At 60.4% G+C, this 19,554-nt stretch carries 21 protein-coding genes; 11 read left to right on the forward strand and 10 right to left on the reverse strand.

What is annotated here, in order from left to right; genetic code table 11:
* Positions 1-4: 4 nt before the first annotated feature.
* The 3 genes from secF to M6D32_RS24990 are packed head-to-tail and all read left to right on the forward strand — an operon-like array spanning position 5 to position 2,317.
* Positions 5-1,009, forward strand: coding sequence for a protein translocase subunit SecF (secF, locus tag M6D32_RS24980; RefSeq protein WP_298261353.1), 1,005 nt, complete (start codon positions 5-7; stop codon positions 1,007-1,009).
* Between the two features lie 46 nt (positions 1,010-1,055).
* The gene (locus M6D32_RS24985) at positions 1,056-1,451 is read left to right on the forward strand and encodes an Mth938-like domain-containing protein (protein WP_298261356.1); all 396 of its coding nucleotides are present in this window, start codon (positions 1,056-1,058) and stop codon (positions 1,449-1,451) included.
* Entirely contained in the window at positions 1,448-2,317 is an 870-nt protein-coding gene (locus M6D32_RS24990) for a phytoene/squalene synthase family protein (RefSeq protein ID WP_298261358.1), read from the forward strand. Before M6D32_RS24985 ends, M6D32_RS24990 begins: the two co-directional genes overlap by 4 nt.
* Here the strand turns inward: M6D32_RS24990 and M6D32_RS24995 are convergent, their stop codons facing one another.
* The 5 genes from M6D32_RS24995 to M6D32_RS25015 all read right to left on the reverse strand — a co-directional run bounded on the left by M6D32_RS24995 (position 2,318) and on the right by M6D32_RS25015 (position 7,378).
* On the reverse strand, positions 2,318-3,409 hold the full coding sequence (locus M6D32_RS24995) for a serine/threonine protein kinase (RefSeq protein WP_298261360.1): 1,092 nt from the start codon (positions 3,407-3,409) through the stop codon (positions 2,318-2,320).
* Between the two features lie 7 nt (positions 3,410-3,416).
* A complete protein-coding gene (gene trmFO / locus M6D32_RS25000) occupies positions 3,417-4,847 on the reverse strand; it encodes a methylenetetrahydrofolate--tRNA-(uracil(54)-C(5))-methyltransferase (FADH(2)-oxidizing) TrmFO (protein ID WP_298261362.1) in 1,431 nt (476 codons plus the stop codon).
* Between the two features lie 113 nt (positions 4,848-4,960).
* Positions 4,961-5,113, reverse strand: a complete 153-nt coding sequence (locus tag M6D32_RS25005) for a DUF1127 domain-containing protein (RefSeq protein ID WP_298106169.1) — start codon at positions 5,111-5,113, stop codon at positions 4,961-4,963.
* Positions 5,114-5,440: 327 nt separating this feature from the next.
* Positions 5,441-6,247, reverse strand: a complete 807-nt coding sequence (locus M6D32_RS25010; RefSeq protein WP_298261507.1) for a lytic murein transglycosylase — start codon at positions 6,245-6,247, stop codon at positions 5,441-5,443.
* Between the two features lie 219 nt (positions 6,248-6,466).
* Positions 6,467-7,378: a DUF2189 domain-containing protein gene (locus M6D32_RS25015; RefSeq protein ID WP_298261364.1), complete on the reverse strand. Its 912-nt coding sequence runs from the start codon at positions 7,376-7,378 to the stop codon at positions 6,467-6,469.
* A 483-nt stretch (positions 7,379-7,861) separates the two neighbouring features.
* Here M6D32_RS25015 and M6D32_RS25020 point away from each other — a divergent pair, with 483 nt between their 5' ends.
* Together M6D32_RS25020 and M6D32_RS25025 are read left to right on the forward strand one after the other, a co-directional pair.
* Complete coding sequence (locus tag M6D32_RS25020; RefSeq protein ID WP_298261365.1) at positions 7,862-8,263, forward strand: DUF3597 domain-containing protein; 402 nt, start codon at positions 7,862-7,864, stop codon at positions 8,261-8,263.
* Positions 8,264-8,402: 139 nt separating this feature from the next.
* A complete protein-coding gene (locus M6D32_RS25025; protein WP_298261367.1) occupies positions 8,403-9,194 on the forward strand; it encodes a fumarylacetoacetate hydrolase family protein in 792 nt (263 codons plus the stop codon).
* A gap of 99 nt (positions 9,195-9,293) precedes the next feature.
* Here M6D32_RS25025 and M6D32_RS25030 read toward each other — a convergent pair whose 3' ends face one another.
* Positions 9,294-9,566 carry a GNAT family N-acetyltransferase gene (locus M6D32_RS25030; protein ID WP_298261369.1) on the reverse strand — a complete coding sequence of 91 codons (273 nt, stop codon included), beginning with the start codon at positions 9,564-9,566 and terminating at the stop codon, positions 9,294-9,296.
* Positions 9,567-9,576: 10 nt separating this feature from the next.
* Positions 9,577-9,855, reverse strand: a complete 279-nt coding sequence (locus M6D32_RS25035) for a GNAT family N-acetyltransferase (protein WP_298261371.1) — start codon at positions 9,853-9,855, stop codon at positions 9,577-9,579.
* Between the two features lie 98 nt (positions 9,856-9,953).
* On the opposite strand from M6D32_RS25035, the gene M6D32_RS25040 reads away from it, so the two are divergent.
* The 6 genes from M6D32_RS25040 to M6D32_RS25065 all read left to right on the forward strand — a co-directional run bounded on the left by M6D32_RS25040 (position 9,954) and on the right by M6D32_RS25065 (position 13,809).
* A complete protein-coding gene (locus M6D32_RS25040) occupies positions 9,954-10,154 on the forward strand; it encodes a hypothetical protein (RefSeq protein WP_298261373.1) in 201 nt (66 codons plus the stop codon).
* A gap of 947 nt (positions 10,155-11,101) precedes the next feature.
* Complete coding sequence (gene minC / locus M6D32_RS25045) at positions 11,102-11,791, forward strand: septum site-determining protein MinC (RefSeq protein ID WP_298261375.1); 690 nt, start codon at positions 11,102-11,104, stop codon at positions 11,789-11,791.
* Between the two features lie 24 nt (positions 11,792-11,815).
* Entirely contained in the window at positions 11,816-12,631 is an 816-nt protein-coding gene (gene minD, locus M6D32_RS25050) for a septum site-determining protein MinD (RefSeq protein ID WP_298261378.1), read from the forward strand.
* Positions 12,631-12,915: a cell division topological specificity factor MinE gene (gene minE, locus M6D32_RS25055; protein WP_298261509.1), complete on the forward strand. Its 285-nt coding sequence runs from the start codon at positions 12,631-12,633 to the stop codon at positions 12,913-12,915. The genes minD and minE overlap by 1 nt, the downstream gene beginning before the upstream one ends.
* A gap of 183 nt (positions 12,916-13,098) precedes the next feature.
* Positions 13,099-13,278 carry a hypothetical protein gene (locus M6D32_RS25060; RefSeq protein WP_298261381.1) on the forward strand — a complete coding sequence of 60 codons (180 nt, stop codon included), beginning with the start codon at positions 13,099-13,101 and terminating at the stop codon, positions 13,276-13,278.
* Positions 13,279-13,566: 288 nt separating this feature from the next.
* A complete protein-coding gene (locus M6D32_RS25065; protein WP_298261383.1) occupies positions 13,567-13,809 on the forward strand; it encodes a hypothetical protein in 243 nt (80 codons plus the stop codon).
* Between the two features lie 25 nt (positions 13,810-13,834).
* Here M6D32_RS25065 and M6D32_RS25070 read toward each other — a convergent pair whose 3' ends face one another.
* From M6D32_RS25070 to M6D32_RS25080, 3 genes are all read right to left on the reverse strand, one after another.
* Positions 13,835-15,025, reverse strand: coding sequence for an ATP-binding protein (locus M6D32_RS25070; RefSeq protein WP_298261385.1), 1,191 nt, complete (start codon positions 15,023-15,025; stop codon positions 13,835-13,837).
* A 27-nt stretch (positions 15,026-15,052) separates the two neighbouring features.
* The gene (uvrA, locus tag M6D32_RS25075) at positions 15,053-18,181 is read right to left on the reverse strand and encodes an excinuclease ABC subunit UvrA (RefSeq protein WP_298261387.1); all 3,129 of its coding nucleotides are present in this window, start codon (positions 18,179-18,181) and stop codon (positions 15,053-15,055) included.
* A 424-nt stretch (positions 18,182-18,605) separates the two neighbouring features.
* Positions 18,606-19,343 carry an outer membrane beta-barrel protein gene (locus M6D32_RS25080; RefSeq protein ID WP_298261389.1) on the reverse strand — a complete coding sequence of 246 codons (738 nt, stop codon included), beginning with the start codon at positions 19,341-19,343 and terminating at the stop codon, positions 18,606-18,608.
* Between the last annotated feature and the right edge of the window lie 211 nt (positions 19,344-19,554).

Below are 19,554 nucleotides of genomic sequence, written 5' to 3' on the forward strand. Positions count from 1 at the left end.
GGCCGTGACTCATACCGTTTTGATTGGGCTGGGCATTCTGATCGTCGTCCTGACGATTGTCAGCATTTTCGGCATTCTGCCGCCGTTGCGGATCGTGCCGGACAATACCCATTTCGATTTCACGCGCTTTCGCCGCATCAGCTTTCCGATCTCGGCGCTGCTCTCGATCGTCGCGATCACGCTGTTCTTTACCCATGGCCTGAACTTCGGCATCGACTTCAAGGGCGGCACGCTCATGGAAGTGAAAGCCAAGTCGGGTGCGGCCGACATCGGCGCGATGCGCTCCACGCTGAGCGGATTGGGCCTCGGCGACATCCAGATGCAACAGTTCGGCGGTCCCGACGAGGTCCTGATCAGGGTTGCCGAGCAACCCGGCGGCGATCAGGCGCAACAGGTTGCCGTCCAGAAGGTTCGCGGTGCGCTCGGCGATTCCGTTGAATACCGGCGCGTCGAAGTCGTCGGCCCGCGCGTCTCCGGCGAACTGCTGGCCTACGGGATGATCGGGCTGATGCTCGCGATCGTAGGCATCCTGATCTATCTCTGGTTCCGGTTCGAATGGCAGTTCGCCCTGGGCGCCATGATCGCCAACGTGCATGATATCGTGCTGACGATCGGCTTCATGTCGATCTCGCAGGTCGACTTCGACCTCACCAGTATCGCTGCCTTGCTGACCATTCTGGGTTACTCGCTGAACGATACGGTCGTCATTTACGACCGAATCCGCGAAATGCTGCGGCGTTACAAGAAGATGCCGATGCCGGAACTGCTCAACGAATCCATCAACTCGACGCTGTCACGGTCCATCATTACCCACGTCACGGTGACGCTGGCCCTGCTGGCGCTGTTGTTGTTCGGCGGCAACGCGATCCACAGTTTCACGGCCGTGATGATGTTCGGCGTCGTGCTGGTCGGCACTTATACGTCGATCTTCATCGCCGCTCCGATCCTGATCTATCTTGGCGTGGGTACCCACCGCGCCGATACGCCGGATACGCCCGCGAAGAAGTAACGCGGGCGTGATCCCGGAGATCGGGATCCTGTTTTCGGAAAAGATCATGTCCAAGCTAGCAAGCGAAGGCGCCGACGCGCCACATCTTCCGAGGTCAGCAGCAATCGACGCTTACGGAAAGGGCGGCTTCGCCTTCGCCGATATGTCGCATCGCGGTTCGCTGCTGTGCTTGCCGGACGCCATCTGGGCTTGGCCGGTGACGAAGGTCGCTGAAATCGACGAGTATTCGTTATCGCGCGTGTTTGCTGCCGCAAATCAGATCGATACACTGATCGTTGGCACCGGCACGGAGGTCTGGGTTGCCCCCCGGCATTTGCGGGAGGCATTTCGCACTGTCCGTGTCAGCCTCGATATCATGCAGACGGGGCCGGCGATCCGCACCTACAACATCATGATGGGCGAACGGCGGCGAGTAGCCGCAGCGCTGATCGCCGTGCCATGAGCACATCCGTCGATGACGGCAGCGACGCGGCCGGCCAATGCGCCGAGCTTGTCCGTGCACACGATTTCACCCGTTATGCATCCACGCTGTTCGTGCCGGCGCCGGCGCGGCGCGCCTTGCTTGCGCTCTATGCCTTCGATGTCGAGATTTGCCGGGTCCATACCCAGGTGAGCCAACCCCTGCCAGGCGAGATAAGATTGCAGTGGTGGCGCGATATGCTTGCAGGGCAGGGTCATGGCGGCGTCGAGGGCAATCCGGTTGCCGCCGAACTTCTGTCGGCGATGCGCAGCCATCGTCTGCCGGTTGAACGTCTCTCGCGTCTGATCGACGAGCACCTGTTCGACCTCTACAACGATCCGATGCCGACCATGGCCGCGCTCGAGGGGTATCTCAACGACACCTCTTCGGCCATCTTTTCGCTGGCTGCGGCGATGATGGGACCGCCATCCAGTGAGGTCGAGCACTTGGCACGCCATGCGGGATTGGCGCAGGGAATGGTTCGGGTGATGGCTTCACTGCCGCTTGATGCCTCGCAAGGCCGGCTCTTTGTGCCGCAGCAGGTGTTTACGAAACATGGCTGCGATCCTGATGAGCTGTTCGCGGGCAAGCAGGCGCCGAGGCTGCGCGAAGCGTTGAATGACCTGCTGGGTGAAGCACGCGCGCATCTCGATACAGCCTACGCGCTGCTTGCGTCAGTGATGCCGGATGTTCGGCCGGCGTTTCTGCCGTTGGCGCAAGCCAAACGCGATCTCGCCAGGTTGATGCGGGCCGACAACGATCCCTTTGTGGCGCGGCCACCATCGCGGCTTGCGGTGCTGTGGACGCTGTGGCGTGCGTCGCGGTCATCGGCCCTTGCGGGACGATGATCAATTCATCCCGGCGGTTTCGAAATTGAAGCGATCGCGCAGGTTTTTCCGCGATTCCAGAATGGTATTCAAAAAGGCGCGGTCCGGCTCGCTGGTGATCATGGTCTCGATCAGATCGAGCTGATTGGTTGCGACCAATTGCAACAGCTCGATGCGAGGCTGTCCGCTGGAATCGCGCGGCAGCGCCTTGACAACCTGGATGTGCTCCGGCGGTTTGGGCCCGTGGCCCGCGGCAAGCGCGCCTTTCAGCTCGGTCTCGAGTGCTGTCTGATCGGATTCAACAAAGGCATAAAGGCCCACACCGACCCGGCGATCCGGAAAGGCGACGATAGCCGCATCACGAACGGCAGGATTTTTCCGTATCTCCTGCACCAGCACCGGGGCGTCGTTGACCAGGCGACGCCCGCCGCCTTCGCGGTCGGTGAAATTGAACAGGCCACGGGTGATCGCCTGATAGACCTTTTTCCCGGTTGCGAGCCACAAACTTGCGACGACCGACTTGCGGGTGAGAATCTGACGCTCTTTCGGGGTCAGCGCTTGCGGCGCATAGCTGCGCTTGTGCTTCAGAAGGTGTCGCAGATCCTCGTAGGCCGCGACACGAAACAGCCAGCTGCGCTTGCGAAAGCATGCCGCCAGCTGAAAGTCCGTCAGGTAAGCGCGGCCGTCACGTCCGACCAGCCAGTTCTGCTCCTTGGCGAGGTCGTTGTGGCAGACGCCGGCGCGATGCAACCGCCGCAAGGCCTCTTTGGCTGAACGGAAATAAGCGACGTCGCCGGTCGGTTTGACCAAGTGTAACGCGACGCCATCGATGAAGCCGCGGACCAGCGCCTGCCGGCCGCCCCATAGGAGCGGCGGCCCAACATTGAGGTCGCGCACCACCGCCAAGGCGTGACGCTCACGGCGGAACAAATGTCGCGCGAGCAGATATGACCACCGGGGCACCTGATCGATCCGGCGCAAGATGGCATCGACCTCGCCATTCGGTGTGCGGAAGCGGCCGCGCTCCACGGACGAAAACACGTCGCGTTTGAGCAGGACGCCTTCGGTCCATTGCGCCGACAGAATTTCAGCGTCGTGTCTTGCAAAACTCATGATAAGCTCACGCGGCCGCCGCCAGCCGCAAATGATCAGCAATCCAGCGATCGATGTCGGCTAGCGCCCGGGCGCTGAGCGCTTGGCGTTTCGCGATGGCCTTTTCGTTGCCGCGCAGCCGCGTTCCATCCGTCTTTCGTGTCGGCGGGTTGGCGAGCGGCGGAAACAGCCCGAAATTGATGTTCATCGGCTGGAACGAGCGTGGACCATTGTCGATCGTTTCCAGATGACCGCCGGTGATATGTCCGAGCAGCGATCCTAGCGCCGTGGTTGGAGGTGGCGAGGGCAGCACGCGGCCACGCGCGTCGGCGGCGGCATAAAGGCCCGCGATCAGGCCGATGCTGGCGGACTCGACATACCCTTCGCAGCCGGTCATTTGTCCCGCAAACCGCAATCGTGAGGCAGCCTTCAGGCGCAGCTGTTCATCCAATAGCTTTGGCGAGTTCAGAAAAGTGTTGCGGTGGAGGCCGCCGAGCCGAGCGAACTCGGCGTTCTCAAGTCCAGGAATCATGCGAAAGATGCGCTGCTGCGCGCCATACTTCAGCTTGGTTTGAAAACCCACCACATTGTAGAGGGTGCCGAGCTTATTGTCCTGTCGCAGCTGCACGATCGCGTAGGCCTTTACAGTCGGGTTGTGCGGGTTGGTCAACCCGACCGGCTTCATCGGGCCATGGCGAAGCGTCTCCGCGCCGCGTTCGGCCATGACTTCGATTGGCAGACAGCCGTCGAAATAGGGCGTGTTGGTTTCCCATTCCTTGAAGTCGGTCTTTTCACCTGCAATGAGCGCCGCGACGAAATCCTCGTACTGCTCCTTTGTCATCGGGCAGTTGATGTAATCGGCGCCCGTGCCGCCGGGGCCGACCTTGTCGTAGCGCGACTGAAACCATGCCTTCGACATATCGATGCTGTCGCGATGAACGATCGGCGCGATCGCATCGAAAAAAGCCAGGGCGTTTTCGTCTGTCAGCTGGCGGATGGCCTCGGCGAGCGGCGCAGAGGTGAGGGGGCCGGTCGAGATGATGACGTTGGCCCAATCGGCGGGCGGTAAGCCCTCGATTTCACCGCGCTTGAGTTCGATCAGCGGATGATCTGCCAGCGCTTTGGTGACGGCGGCTGAAAAGCCGTCCCGATCGACCGCCAACGCGCCACCGGCTGGCACCTGATGGGCGTCGGCGGCTTGCATAATCAGGGAGGAGAGCCGGCGCATTTCGGCGTGCAATAATCCGACCGCGTTGTTGGCGGCGTCGTCGGAGCGAAACGAATTCGAACAGACGAGCTCGGCAAAGCCTTCGGTTCGATGCGCCTCGGTCATCCGCTGCGGCCGCATCTCGTGGAGAATGACGCGGACGCCCGCATTGGCAACCTGCCATGCGGCTTCAGAGCCGGCGAGACCGCCACCGATGATATGGATGGGTTCCAATGAGAGAGTGCCTGTCATGCGGCACAGAGGTAGCGCGTTTCTTCCGTGAGTGGAATGCGCGCGACCGCCTACAAACGACAACGCCCGCCATCGGCGGGCGCTATCCGTTTTCCGTCAGCGGGTTTGAAATATCAGGCGGTGTAATTGCCGGCCGCAACGCGCGGAATATCCGAGCGGTCGAGTCCAATATCCGCCAGTTCCCGGTCGGTGAGCTGGGACAATTCGGCGACGTTGCGCTGATAGTCGCGGAACGCCTGGATCATTCGGATGAGCGAGAGCAGCATGGGTAGTCTCCTTGAATTCTTGATTCAATCTTTCGAAGAGGACTGAATCGTTGATGGCAATATAGATCCCTATACCGCAGTGCAGAAGCCAAGATGCTGCGTTGCAGCTAATCGATATATGCATAGCTATGTAAGAATTGATTAACTATTCGGGAAACGGTTCCGTAGACCCCCAGCAGGAATGCTCAGAATATTGCCGAAGTTTCGGCTACTACAGGGCAAAATCGTAGGTTCCGATCAATTCCGGCGCGGTTTTGATCTGTCGGGTGTATGAATCATATGCATGATAAAAAGTGAATATAAAATCATTGTAAGGAAACGGCTTAGCTACGGCGCGTGGGTCAGCTGGGTAGCGAAATAGGCGACGGTGCGGATGTAAACGTCGCTCTTGTTCCATTGCTGGAGCACCGCGAAGTTGGGACTTCCGGGCTGCCAATCCTTGCCGCGCTGCCAGCCGTAACTCGCGAGAAGGTTTGCGGTGGAAGCAAGCACGTCTGGCGGGCTGCGCAGCAGGTCACGGCGGCCGTTCGCGTCGAAATCAACCGCGTACTTCATGTAGTTCGACGGCATGAACTGCGTCTGGCCAATTTCGCCGGCCCAGGCGCCGCGCATTTCGGCTGGCGTGAGGTCACCGCGATCGATGATGCGGAGCGCATCGAGCAATTCGCCCCGAAACATTTCCGAGCGCCGGCAATCATAGGCCAACGTCGCCAGCGATCTCAGCGTCGGGAACTTGCCGATGTTGACGCCGTAATCGGTCTCGAGGCCCCAGATCGCGACCAGCACCTCGCCGGGCACGCCGTAGGTTTCCTCGATCCGCGACAGGACCGATCCATACCGTTTCAGCATGTTGGCGCCGCGCGCGAGGCGTGGCGGCACCATGCGGCCGGAAAACTGCTCAAACGTTTGGTCAAAGACCTTTTGCGAGTGATCGCGGGAGAGCACGCTCTGATCGAGCGTTACGCCGTTCAGGCTTGCAGTGATGGTCGCCTGTGAAATGCCCTTGGATGCGGCTTCAGTCTTGAAATCATCAAGCCAGGCCTGAAAGCTGCCAGAACCGCATGGCACGGCCGCATTCGCTGATGCCACCGAGAGAGCGAGACCAATGCCCGCTGCCAGGGCGCAATGTAGGATCTGGCGATATTGCAAGGGAATTGCCTTCCGCGCTGAAGAACGGTCGGGCGTTATGTCGGGCGCAACCGCGGCCAAAACAAGGCTCGCGTGGGACGTCGCGGAACCATGTGAAGAAACCTGTATTTGCTGGTGGTCCTTTGATTCTAAAATTCGCAAAGAAGCCGGCTGCGAACGGATGCGAATGTTAGAATCGGACCACCAGTTCACTTTTGCATCAGCTCAGACGCTGTCCTTGCGTCGCCAGGGGAACAGGTTGGCTGGAAAATCCGCGGCCGGGCGTTTTTCGCGCGGCGGACGCGGCGGAATCGGCCGTCGATGGGGATCCGGCGCGATCACCTTGCGATAAAGATGCCAGGTCGCGTGACCGAGCAGCGGGACCACGATCGCGAGCCCCAGAAATAGCGGGATCGATCCTGCCACCAGGAGCGCAGCAACGATCAAACCCCAGGCCGCCATGGCAACCGGATTGGCGGCGACCACGCGAAGCGAGGTCACCATGGCCTCGCCGGTCGTGGCGTGGCGATCGAGCATCAGCGGGAAGGAAACCACGCTGATGCACAGCGCCAGCAGCGCGAACAGGAAGCCGACGCCGCAGCCAACCACGATCAGCCACCATCCCTGTGGCGTGGTCAGGACGCGCCCGACGAAGTCGGGGATCTCGGCGGCGGATGCATAACCGAATGCCGCAACGTAGACCGCTTGCGCAACCCCGATCCAGACGACGAACAAGGCCAGCAGCAGCGTGCCGAGGCCAAGCATGGCGCCGAAGGATGGCGAGGAAAACACGTCAAACGCGTTCCAGGCCGAAGCTTCCTCACCGAGCTCGCGGCGGCGGCTCAGTTCGTAAAGGCCAAGTGCAGCGAAGGGGCCGAGCAGGGCAAAGCCGGCGGCCAGCGGGAACAACAGCGGCAAGACCGCGTAGCCCATCACGGCCCGCGCAAGCGCCAGGCCAAGCACGGGGTAGATCACGCAGAGGATGATGGCGTGGCTCGGGACGGCCTTGAAATCTTCCCAGCCAAGCCGCAACGCGTCGTGCAGATCGGAGAGTCCGATCCGGCGAATGATGGGATCTGCGGTTTCCTGAGCTGGCTGAGCCAGCGGTGGGGCATTGCCCGAATATTGATTGGCCATGTTCGCACTCCCTTGACGCGGCGGTTTTGCCTGGACCTCGGAAGAGGACGTACGGCACCGTCCGCGGGATAATGATCACGATCTGGCCAGACGCGAAGACAAGGAAACCGAACTGGCCATGTCGCGAACTGATGGCGCAATGGTACTCCGATTTGCATGCGTTGTCTCTCACGCTTCGTTGACGCCGGTTGCAAATCCAATACGCATATATTCGCCTCAATTTGAAACGGTATTCGAGGCAGCTTTGCCGAAAGCTTTCGCGTTCTTGCTTCGCGGCGCAACAAAGCCCCGGTACATTTTTGGTTACCGCTCGTGTCATTGCGCCGTCATTGCTGCGGTGTTCAGTCAAATCGCCGCGGGCTCGTTGCATTGGCAAGGTCTGCCGGGAAGACTAAGCTTTCCTTGATCCGGTCGGGGTGCTGCCGGACTGAAGAATAATCTGTTCACGCCGTCACAAAATCCAGAAATCATCAGGAGCGAGCGATGAGTATTTTCGGAAAAATCATGAGCGCGATTTTCGGCACCTCGGCAAGCGCGACCCCGGCGAGCGGTGGCGTAGCTGCGCCGGCGTCAGGCGGAGCGGCATCGTCAGGCAGCGCGTCTGCTGCGCCTGCGGCACCCGCGCAAAGCGTCGATGTCGCGCCGATTCTGGACAAGGCGGTGGCGGCGAAGAAGGAAAAGCTGGCATGGCGCACCTCGATCGTCGATCTGATGAAAGCACTCGACATCGATTCAAGCCTCTCCGCCCGCAAGGAGCTCGCCCACGAACTCGGCTACACCGGTGATACCAACGATTCCGCCTCCATGAACATCTGGCTGCACAAGCAGGTGATGGCCAAACTCGCCGCCAACGGCGGAAAGCTGCCGTCCGATGTGAAGTGGTGACCTGATTTTCACAGGATGCCAAAAGGCCCGCCATTTCGCGAGCCTTTTTCATGCCTTCGTTGCAGTCGCTCTGGCTTGCCGGGCCAAGGACCGGACAGTAGATAGCGTGCTCAACATCAACGACAATCCGGAGCACCCTATGGAAACCGTCGATCGCAGGACCTTGCTGGCCACGGGCGCGCTTGCGCTCGCGGGCACGGCTGCCGGAAGCCGTTCGGCCGAGGCCCAATCGGGACCGAAGCCGATCTTCGACGTGCCCGCGGTGACCATCCCGATCGCCGGCGAGAAGAACGTGTTTCCGGTTCGCCGCATCTACTGCATTGGCCGCAATTACGCTGCGCATGCGCTGGAGCGCGGCTCCGACCCCACGCGCGAGCCGCCCTTCTTCTTCCAGAAGCCGACCGATGCAATCCAGAATGTCCCGCCCGACACGGTTGCCGATCATCGCTATCCGTCGCTCACCAGGAATTATCACCATGAGGTCGAGCTCGTGGCCGCGCTGAAATCCGGCGGCACCAACATTGCGCCGGAGCAGGCGCTTGATCACGTCTATGGTTACGCGATCGGCCTCGACATGACGCGGCGCGATCTCCAGAACGGCATGGCCGTGCAGAAAAAACCGTGGGAGATCGGCAAGAGTTTTGATCACGCGGCGGTGCTTGGACCGATCCATTCGGCGAGCAACACCGGGCATTTCACCAAGGGTGCGATCTCGCTCGCGGTCAACGGCAACGTGCGCCAATCGTCCGATCTCAGCAAGATGATCTGGAGCGTCGCCGAGCAGATCGCCAAGCTTTCGGAGGCGTTCGAACTGAAGGCCGGCGACATCATCTATTCCGGCACACCGGAAAATGTCGGCCCGGTCGTCAAGGGCGACGTGCTGCTCTGCAAGCTCGATGGCCTGCCGGACATGTCGATCCGGATCGTGTGACTTGGTTTGCGTCATTCCGGGGCGTCCGAAGGACGAGCCCGGAATCTCGAGGTTCCGGGTTCGACGCGAGCGTCGCCCCGGAACGACGCCAGATAAGCATCACCCCACCATATCCGCATATTCCGGATGCTTGCGCAGGTAGTCGACGACGAAGCCGCAGGCGCCGATCACCTGGAGGCCGTCGGCACGGATCAGGGCAAGTGTCCCTTTGACCAACTCTGATGCAACGCCGTGGCCGCGCAGCGCGCGCGGCGTCTCGGTATGCGTGATGACGACGGCCGCGGGCGTGAGGCGGTAATTGGCGAAGGCCATGCCGCCCTCGACATCGAGTTCGAACCGGTTCAGTGCCTTGTTGTCGCGAACGATGGCCATGCGGGAAATCTCAGCGCACGAGCAGGAGGTCGGCATAGTCGGCATGCTTGTCGATATAGCCTTTGACGAAGGGGCATTGCGCGATGACCTTCAAGCCATCGGCTCGCACCTGATCGAGCGCACCCTTCACCAGCTTTGAGCCGACGCCCTTGCCGCCGAGCTCCGGCGGAACTTCCGTGTGAACAAAAGTGATGACGCCGTCGGCAAGCGTGTAATAGGTCGCGGCGAGATGGCCGTCGACCACGAGTTCGTAGCGATGCTCCGCCTTGTTGTTGACGACATCAGTCATGGAAGTTTCCTGTTATCCGCACCGCATCGATCGGTCTTAACAAAGTGGCGTGAATCTGGTTCAAGCTCAAGCCGGTCATACATCACAAGGATAAGTCCATGAAAATCATTCTTATGCTTGTCGGCATCTTGCTCCTCATCGCCGCCGGCTTCTATTTCATTTTCCCCGCAGACCAGTTGCCCGGCTTTCTCCCCGGACACGAAGCCGGCGTGACGCATGTTCACGTCAAGCACGGCGTTGTCGCAGGCGCCGCGGGCATCGTCTTGCTGATCGCCGGCTGGTTCGTCGGACGCAGGTGAGGGCAGCACTGAGCCCCCAAGCCGTCATCGCGAGCCCAAGCGAAGCGATCCAGACTGGATTGCTTCCGCCTTCGCGGAAGAACGCTTTGGCGGACTTCTACCCCGCGTAGCTCGCACAGCGAGCGAAGAGGGGTCGTCGCTGACGCTCCCTTGCGCAAACGTTTCGCGTTTGTCGCAGGCAATGACGAATTAACCTGGCCTGCCGTGCAGATGTGAAACGGCAATGCTTCGCATTCCCGCGGCACAAAACGCGCCCGGATGATGCGAAAAAGGCCCTCATGACGAGGGCGCAGGGAATGCCGGGCGTTCAAGCTCGCCCGCAGCCTCGTGCGCAAAAGTAAAAAGCACACGAGTTAGTCACCGCAGGTTCGCCGAAACATTCCGGCATTCCCCGCGCAATGGTTTGAACGGCTTATTCCACGCTCTTCCCGGCGATCGGGCTTTTTGTCACCGTCGCCAGCGCAATGCGCAAGCATTGTCGCCAACTTGACGTCAGCGTCGAGACGTCAGAACCACGTGGCTTCGCCGTACACCTCGCATGCGCTCGTCCGTCGCATGTGAGGCGTCCACCGCATCCTGTGCCCAACGTTCGTGACGATCGCGATACGTCCCTCTTGGCGGGCACGGGATGCGCGGAAAGTGCCCGTGATTTGCCCGACGTCACAAGCGAAAAGGCTGCGACACATTGGCACGACGGGCAAATCACCTGGCGCAATCGGATTTTGAAACTGTCAACTCATATCTCGCCAAATTCCTTCGCGCGACGAACGAAGCCCAGACAATGATTTTGCGGCGCCTCAACCGTTTCCACTTTTCGACTCAATTTCGCCCGGCGACTCAATTTCATTGAGCGCGAATCTGAAAGGGTGAGCGGGGGCACACACTGATGGATCGCCGGTCGTGCGCCGGCATATTTTAATATTTATTAGAGGCGTGAGCGGATCGTCATGGGTGCGGTTGTGAGGCCAAAGCCGAAGTCCATTCGCTTACGCGGGCGATCCTATGTTGCGTTTGTGTTCTTTCCCGTGGTTCCGATCATCGACTGGCTCGACGAGATCGACGTAACGCTGAATCAATCGCCGGGCTTTTTTGCCGGCAAGCCGATGGTGCTCGATCTTTCCGCGGTTGATCTCAGCCAGAATGCGATTGGCCAGCTTGTCGCAAGCCTGGAACAGCGGGGTCTCCGCATCCTCGGTATCGAGGGGGTAGGCGCCGAGCGGCTGAGCGCGAACCTGCCGCCCTTGCTCACTGGCGGCCGCAATGCCGTGGTCTCGAACAGCGAACCGAAGAAGCCGCCTCCGAAGAAGGCCGCATCCCTGTTGATCGACACACAGGTGCGCTCGGGCCAGTCGGTGGTGTTTCCCGAAGGCGACATCACGATTGTGGGTTCAGTCAGCTCGGGCGCCGAGATCGTCGCAGGTGGCTCCATCCATGTCTACGGCACGCTGCGCGGCCGGGCGATGGCGGGCATCAACGGCAATCTGACCGCACGGATCTACTGCCAGAAGGTCGAAGCCGAATTACTCGCGATCGATGGTTATTACCGGACTGCCGAACAGATCGACGCCACCTCGTATGCCGGACCGATACAGGTCTGGCTCCAGGGTGAGGTCGTGGAGATTTCACCACTCAGTTGATTGTATTTTGGGGAGAAATAGAGAATGGCCAAAGTGCTGGTCGTGACGTCAGGCAAAGGCGGCGTGGGCAAGACGACGTCGACCGCCGCACTCGGTGCGGCGCTCGCGCAGATGGGAGAAAAAGTCGTCGTCGTCGATTTCGATGTCGGCCTGCGCAACCTCGATCTGGTGCTCGGGGCAGAACGGCGGGTGGTGTTCGACTTCATCAACGTGGTGCAGGGCATTGCCAACCTGTCGCAGGCGCTCATTCGCGACAAGCGTCTGGAGAATTTGTGGCTGCTGCCGGCGTCGCAGACGCGGGACAAGGATGCGCTGACCGACGAGGGCGTCGGCAAGATCATCGCCGAGCTGCGCACGAAATTCGACTGGATCATTTGCGATAGTCCGGCCGGAATCGAACGGGGCGCGATGCTTGCGATGCGCTTTGCCGACGAAGCGGTCGTCGTCACCAATCCGGAAGTTTCTTCGGTGCGCGACTCCGACCGCATCATCGGAATGCTGGATTCCAGGACCGTGAAGGCCGAGCAGGGCGAGCAGGTGCAAAAGCATCTGTTGATCACTCGCTACGACACCGGCCGCGCAGCGCGGGGAGAAATGCTTTCGATTGGCGACGTCACCGATATTCTGGCGACGCCGATGCTCGGCATCATTCCCGAAAGTCAGGACGTCTTGCGCGCCTCCAACGTGGGAATGCCCGTGACACTCAACGACGCCACCAGCGCACCGGCCCGCGCCTATACCGATGCGGCACGTCGCCTGATGGGCGCGACCATTCCGGTGCTGGTGCCGGCCGCACGGAAGGGACTGATGAACAGGTTGCTGGGACGGAGGGCCGCATGATGATCTTTCCGCGGCTGTTCGGCGGCCGCACCGCAACTGCGACTGCCACCGCGCCCGTGGCGCGGGAACGGTTGCAGATTCTGCTGGCGCATGAGCGTGGTCTGCGCGGCCAGCCGGATTTGTTGGAACTGCTGCGGGGCGAGATTCTGGCCGTGGTCTCCCGGCATGTGACGTTCGATCCGGAAAAGCTTCAGATCAAGATGGACAGAGGCAACCTCGTCTCGGTGCTGGAAATCGATATCGAGGTGCCCAACAGTGCGGAGGGATGGGCGGTCGCTTCCTGACCGAGCGGGGTGGGTTTGGCTTAGCTGAATCCATCCCGCACGGGTCGGCGGAAGCAATCCAGATTCGATCTCGCGGCGGCATGGGCGGGCTCGACGAAAGTGACGTCATTCGGGGGCGCGAGTGAAACGAGCGAACTATGCGCACAATTGCGCACCTGAGAATCCATCACAAAGTTGAACATCATGTCTCGCATTGTACATCCCGGCCGTTTGCTGAAACGAGAAATGCTGGCCCGCAAACTCAGCGCCAACCGGCTGTCACTTGATATCGACGTCCCGTCTGGTCGTATCACCGACATTCTCAACTTTCGCCGCGGGATCACAGCCGATACCGCCGTGCGGCTTGGTCGCTACTTGGCATAGCGCGCAGTTCTGGCTCGACTTGCAGAGCCAACACGACATTGGCGGGGTTGAACGGGAGAAGGGCGCCGAGATTGCAAGGCGCGTCAGCCCGGCGGATGTGGCGTGAGGCAGGTCATGTAGGGTGGGTAGAGCGAAGCGAAACCCACCAATGGTGAGCACAATGGGTTTCGCTACGCTCTACCCATCCTACGCGGGCTGTCGTTCTCGCACGGTGAGGGTTTTATCCGCTTCCTCGAGGAGCGTTGCCAGCGACAGGGCTTCTTTATCTTCGACGAGCCGGAGTCGGCTTTGTCGACTAAACGCCAGATGGAATTTTTGAAGCTGCTCCATCGCATGGACAAGTCCGAGCGCTGCCAGGTGATCATGAAGACGCACGCACCTATCTTGATGGCCTATCCCGATGCGACGTTATTGCGGCTGACCAAATGCGGGCTGGAGCCGACGACCCCCGAGCAGACCGATCATTACAAGGCGATGCGCGAGTTTTTCTATGATCCCAAGGGATTTGTCGAAGCGGCGATCGAGGAGTGAAGGGCAGAATTCGCAACTCAGATGACTAGTATTTGCTCAACGTCCACTTACCTGTCTGATCGAAATGCTTGGAGCGCGAATACCCTCCAGTATTCCACAACGCGTCGAAAACCGGTCGGGAAGCACGTTGATAAGATTCTTCGGCGCCGTATTGCTCGATGACGGCTTCGGGCAGCTCAAGGACGTCCCGGTCGATTTGCGGAGGATCGTCAATGGGCCTAGGTTCAACCCCTAAACGGGCCCCACGAACCCCTTGCAGCGTCACCATCAGCACAATTGGCGGTGGGACTTCCAGCTGCTGTAAGGCGGCAAAATAATTGGGAAGCTGTTGGAAAATCCAACGATCAAAAGCTAGGGTCGGTATCCAAACGGCCCCGTCTGTTGGGTCGCCCGTGACGCGAACCTTGACGGCTTCGATCGCTCCGGTCCTGAAGACTTGTGTATATGAGACGCATTTGTTGTTTGCTCCATGAGACAGGGTTGAAAATCCATCAAAGTTAATGCGCGGCGAGTAACCCATTGTGCCCATGGGCTTTAAGAGCTCTTGAAGTGTATTAGCTTTTGCAAGGTCGATATTATTTTCAATCCCGAAAGATGAGGCAGGCAAGAGGTGGAGGACGAGGCGGCCATTATTTTTTACGAGAGGAGCAATAGCTTCACCAGCATCGATCTTTGCTAAACGCTGAGCACGGAATAAGCGCACCCTGTCCAAGGCCGTTGCCGACGATGTAAAAAGAACACGTAGCTCTTCTACGCTAAACTCGTACGCGCCCGCCGAGTTTCGACCATAGATGCGGTTGGTATTTCTGGCACTAACGCGATGGGGAGGATTCCAACTTTTCGGGATTCTTAGCAGAAGCACATAGCCGCCGCCGCCGCTTATTGAGATTGCCTTCATCCGTAGTCCAGAGATGCGCGGTTCTAGGCCGTCTCGAACCAAGCTTTCTAGTCTCTGTAAGTCCTGGTCAGGGTCACCGCTTAACGCAGATATTGCTGACGGAACGCCGCCCACTTCGTCAATACCGATCGCGAGATGACCGCCCGAAGAATTCGCGAAGGAAGAAACGTCTTTCAGAAATTCCTTTACATCGGCGTCGGCGCGGCCATACATGTCTCTCTTGTAGTCGACGAGAACGCCTTCAGGCACACCGGCGCTTACCTGTTCGCTTAAGTGAGCTTCCGATATGTTATCGAAGCTGATGCTTGATAGGCTCATTTTATTGTCTCGTTGAAGAGCCGTTCCTCACTCCGCCGCCTCGCTCGTCCCGCCGCCACTCTTGCGCACCTTGCCAGCCTTCTCCAAGACCGGTTTCAAAAACTTACCGGTGTAGCTCCGCGGCGCCTTGACGATATCTTCCGGCGGACCCCAGGCGACGATTTCGCCGCCGCCGTCGCCGCCTTCCGGGCCGAGGTCGATCACCCAGTCCGCCGTCTTGATGACTTCGAGATTGTGCTCGATCACGACGACCGTGTTGCCCTGCGACACCAGCTCGTGCAGCACTTCGAGCAGCTTCTTCACGTCGTGGAAGTGCAACCCCGTGGTCGGCTCGTCCAGGATATAGAGCGTGCGGCCCGTTGCGCGCTTGGATAATTCCTTGGCGAGCTTGACGCGCTGGGCTTCGCCACCCGACAGCGTCGTCGCCTGTTGGCCGACATGGATATAGTCGAGGCCGACGCGATGCAGCGTCTTGAAGGTCTCGCGCACCCGCGGCACCGCCTTGAAGAATTCGGCGGCTTCCTCGACCGTCATGTCGAGCACGTCGGCGATCGACTTGCCCTTGAACAGCACCTCCAATGTCTCGCGGTTGTAGCGCTTGCCCTTGCAGACATCGCAGGTGACGTAGACGTCGGGCAAAAAGTGCATCTCGATCTTGATGACGCCATCGCCCTCGCAGGCCTCGCAGCGGCCGCCTTTGACATTGAACGAGAAGCGGCCGGGCTCGTAGCCGCGCGCCTTCGCCTCCGGCAGGCCGGCGAACCATTCGCGGATCGGCGTGAACGCGCCGGTATAGGTCGCCGGATTGGAGCGCGGGGTGCGGCCGATCGGCGACTGGTCGATATCGATGATCTTGTCGATGTGCTCCAGCCCCTCGATGCGATCGTGCGGCGCGGCGCCTTCGCTGGCATTGTTCAGCTTGCGCGCGATCGCCTTGTAGAGCGTATCGATCAGAAGCGTCGACTTGCCGCCGCCGGACACGCCGGTGACGCAGGTGAACAATCCCAGCGGAATTTCCGCCGAGACGTTCTTCAAATTATTGCCGCGGGCGTTGATGACCTTGATGGTGCGGCGATGGTTCGGCGGCCGCCGCTCCGGCACATCCACCGACATTTCGCCGGTGAGGTATTTGCCGGTCAGCGATTTCGGACTGCGCATGATGTCGGTGGGCGTGCCCTGGGCTACGATATGGCCGCCATGCATGCCGGCGCCGGGGCCGATATCGAGCACGTGGTCGGCGAGGCGGATGGCGTCCTCGTCATGCTCGACCACGATCACGGTGTTGCCGAGGTCGCGCAGCCGCTTCAGCGTATCGAGCAGCCGCGCGTTGTCGCGCTGATGCAGGCCGATCGAAGGCTCGTCCAGCACATAGAGCACGCCGGTGAGGCCCGAGCCGATCTGCGAGGCCAGCCGAATGCGCTGGCTCTCGCCGCCGGACAGCGTGCCGGAAGAGCGCGACAGCGTCAGGTAATTCCGGCCGACGTCGAGCAGGAAGGAGAGGCGCTCGCGGATTTCCTTCAGGACGCGGGCGGCGATCTCGTTCTGCTGGGCGTTCAGCGCCGCAGGCACCGTCTCGAACCATTCGCCGGCGCGCCGCACCGACATTTCCGAGATCTCGCCGATATGCTTGCCAGCGATTTTGACGCAGAGCGCTTCCGGCTTGAGCCGATGGCAGTGGCAGGCTTCGCAGGGCACGTCGGAGAAATATTTGGCCATCTCCTCGCGTGCCCATTCGCTCTCGGTCTCGCGATAGCGGCGGTTGATGTTGGTGATGACGCCCTCGAACGGCTTTTTGGTATCGTAGGAGCGCACGCCGTCTTCGTAGGAGAACTTGATCTCGTCCTCGCCGGAGCCGTGCAGGATCGCGGCCTGCGTCTTCTTCGGCAGATCCTTCCATTTGGTGTCGAGCGTGAACTTGTAGAATTTGCCGAGCGCGGTCAGCGTCTGGATGTAATAGGGCGACGACGATTTGGCCCAGGGCGCGATCGCACCCTTGCGCAGGGTCGCCTCCTTGTCGGGAATGACGAGGTCCTCGTCGATATGCTGCTCGATGCCAAGCCCGCCGCAGGCGGGGCAGGCGCCATAGGGGTTGTTGAACGAAAACAGCCGCGGCTCAATTTCCGGAATGGTGAAGCCGGATACCGGGCAGGCGAACTGTTCCGAAAACAGGATTCTTTCCGGCCCGCTCTTGTCGTGGATTTTGGCGATTTTTTTTGTCGGGGCCTCATCCTTCGAGACGACGCTTTGCGTCTCCTCAGGATGAGGGGAAGCGCCTCGCTTTGCTGCCTTCGATCGTCGAGCACCGTCCTCATCCCCGGATGAGCGCGTTGCGCTCACCGAGGGAGCGCCCGCAGGGCGCGTCTCGAAGGATGATGGTTGGGCGACCGGCGCATCGGCATATTCGATCACCGCGAGCCCTTCGGCGAGCTTCAGCGCGGTTTCAAAACTCTCCGCCAGACGCTGTCCGATGTCGGACCGAACCACGATGCGGTCGACCACGACGTCGATGTCATGCGGGAACTTCTTGTCGAGCGTCGGTGCCTCGGCAAGTTCGTAGTACTTGCCGTCGATCTTGACGCGCTGAAAACCCTTCTTGAGGTATTCGGCGAGCTCTTTCTTGTATTCGCCCTTGCGGCCGCGTACAACCGGCGCCAGCAGATAGAGCCGCGAGCCTTCGGGCAGCGCCAGCACGCGATCGACCATCTGCGAGACGGTCTGGCTTTCGATCGGCAGCCCGGTGGCGGGCGAGTAGGGCACGCCGACGCGCGCCCACAACAGGCGCATGTAGTCGTAGATCTCGGTGACGGTGCCGACGGTGGAGCGTGGATTCTTCGACGTCGTCTTCTGTTCGATGGAAATTGCCGGCGACAGTCCGTCGATCTGGTCGACGTCGGGCTTCTGCATCATCTCCAGAAACTGGCGCGCATAGGCCGACAGCGACTCGACGTAGCGCCGCTGGCCTTCGGCGTAGATCGTGTCGAAAGCGAGCGAGGATTTTCCCGAGCCCGACAACCCCGTGAACACCACGAGCTTGTCTCTGGGAACCTCGACGTCGATGTTCTTCAGATTGTGCTCGCGCGCGCCGCGAATGCTGATCCCGCGCAGGCTCAAGGGGCCTGTCGGGTGACGCTGCTTGGCCTTGATCACTTCGTCCATATCGGGATTTCCACGCGACGCATTCGGGCGCGTCGCCGGAGCAGCGATCAGACGCCAAAGGATAGTGCGGCGAATTTGAAGTTCCTATCGGTATTCACGGCAAGTTCGCAATAGGAACTTCAAATTCAAAGCCGCACTATGATCATTTACTGCTGGAGCTCCTTTGATTCCGAAGTTCGCATGAGAGGTCGCCGCGACCGCTTGCGAACTTCGAAATCGGAGCTCCAGTTTCGGAACATAGGAAGAACGGGAATCGATTTCCAGTGCCGCGTGACAACCATCAACGGATTGTTGGGGTGCTGACCGCTGCTGCCACTCCATTCGGCGCGTCTTCTTCGCGCGAACCGGTTCCCGAATACGCCAATGACGGCAATGAAAAAGCCGGCGAAACCGCCGGCTTTTGGAATCGATCAGTTCGCCGCGATCAGTACTTCGCAACGACCGGGCCGCCCCAGCGATAGTTGACACGCACCGATACCAGATCGGCATCGCCATGCAGCCGATCAGTGCTGACGACCGCACCGGTGTTCGGGTTGGTGAAGGTGGTGTTGTTGGTGGCGACGAACAGGTGATCGTACTCAAAAGCCGCCGACCAGTTCGGCGCAAACGAGAATTCGAGGCCGGCGCCGACAGTGCCGCCCCAGCGGTTATCGCCGGATGCCGTTCCGCTCAGCGTGCCGGCAGTGAGGATGTCGTTGCGATCGGCAACGATCGCTCCGCCGCCCTTGATGTAGAGCAGCGCCGTATTCCAGGCGTAACCGACCTGGCCGGTGAACAGGCCGAACGCCTCGACGCGCGAACGGTTGGTATTGCCGGTGATGGAGCTGACATTGCTGCCGTTCAGGCTTGCCCAGTCGCCCTGGGCATCAAAGCCCCAAACCCATGCGCCGGTTTGCCAGCGATAGCCGGCCTGGCCGCCCGCGAAACCGCCGGACGGGTTGTGGCAGCCTTCCGGGCCGACAGCGGGAGCGATTTGATCCCAGCAACTATTCGCTGTACCCCAGCCGCCGTTTAGGCCGACGTAGAAGCCGCTCCAATCGTAAACCGCCGGCATCATTTCCGGCGCTTTCGTGTAGGTCCGGGCAGGCAAATCAGCCGCCACTGCCGGTGCCACCGCTCCCAAGGCAAGGAGAGCAACAGCGCCCAGCAAAATCCCCTTCATCTCAATAGCTCCGGCTTCTTCGTTCGCTTCGCTTGAGGAGAAGCGTTTTGTCCTATCGGTCGAAGGAGCGCCCATCTACCCCTGCTCGGACGCGACACTACCGCAGTATGGTCCCAAAGGCCGTCTCCCAAAAGCCACAGTCCGAACCGAACTGCGCCCTGGTGAAGCCGATGATTTGTCGGGCTTTTCAGTGGCCCGAAGGGCCAAGGAC

The sequence above is a fragment of the Bradyrhizobium sp. genome (assembly GCF_027307225.1).
Taxonomy (GTDB): Bacteria; Pseudomonadota; Alphaproteobacteria; order Rhizobiales; family Xanthobacteraceae; genus Bradyrhizobium.